Source organism: Aminobacter sp. P4_D5 (assembly GCF_056401815.1).
Window position 1 is genome coordinate 1 of record NZ_JBFUIP010000875.1, and the last position, 643, is coordinate 643.

The window sequence follows — 643 nt, forward strand, 5'->3', positions numbered from 1 at the left end:
ATGCGCAGCTCCGCGTGGGCCGGCCGGGCGAGGAGGTATCGAGCCCACGCATCGGGCAGGGCCAAGCGGATGCGATGATCGCGGCCGACCTCGTCGGCGCGCATGGCCGCACGGCGCGGCCGCTGCTCGGTCCCGGGCGCTCGCGCGTGGTGGTGAGCACGGAGGTCTCGCCGACCGGCCGTTTCGTGCTGAATCCCGAAACGCGCGAGAACCCCGCCGGCATGCTCGCCAGCCTGAAGGCGGCGGCGCATGACGTGGTGGCGCTGGATGCCGCACACGAGGTCGAGCGCGATTTCGGCGACCTCATCTTCCTCAACATCTTTCTTCTGGGCGCCGCCTTCCAGCGCCGGCTGATCCCAATGTCGCGCGAGGCATTGCGCCGGGCGATCGAGCTGAACGGCGCGGCCGTGCCGAAGAACCTTGCGGCCTTCGAGGCCGGGCGGCTCGCCGTGGAGGCGAAGCCGGCCGCGCCGGAGACACTGGATGGGCTCATCACCCGGCGTGTCGACGACCTGCGTGGCTACCAGAACGCACGCTACGCCTCGCGCTACGCCGACTTCGTCACGCGCGTGCGCGCGGCGGAAGAGGCGGTGATGCCCGGCGAGACCCGGCTCACCACGGCCGTCGCGACGCAGCTCTACCG

At 71.7% G+C, this 643-nt stretch carries 1 protein-coding gene; it reads left to right on the forward strand.

Going from position 1 to position 643, the window contains the following annotated elements:
* Window positions 1-74: 74 nt before the first annotated feature.
* On the forward strand, window positions 75-643 hold a 569-nt coding region (locus tag AC1DWF_RS35525), incomplete at its 3' end, for a DUF6537 domain-containing protein (RefSeq protein ID WP_476843154.1).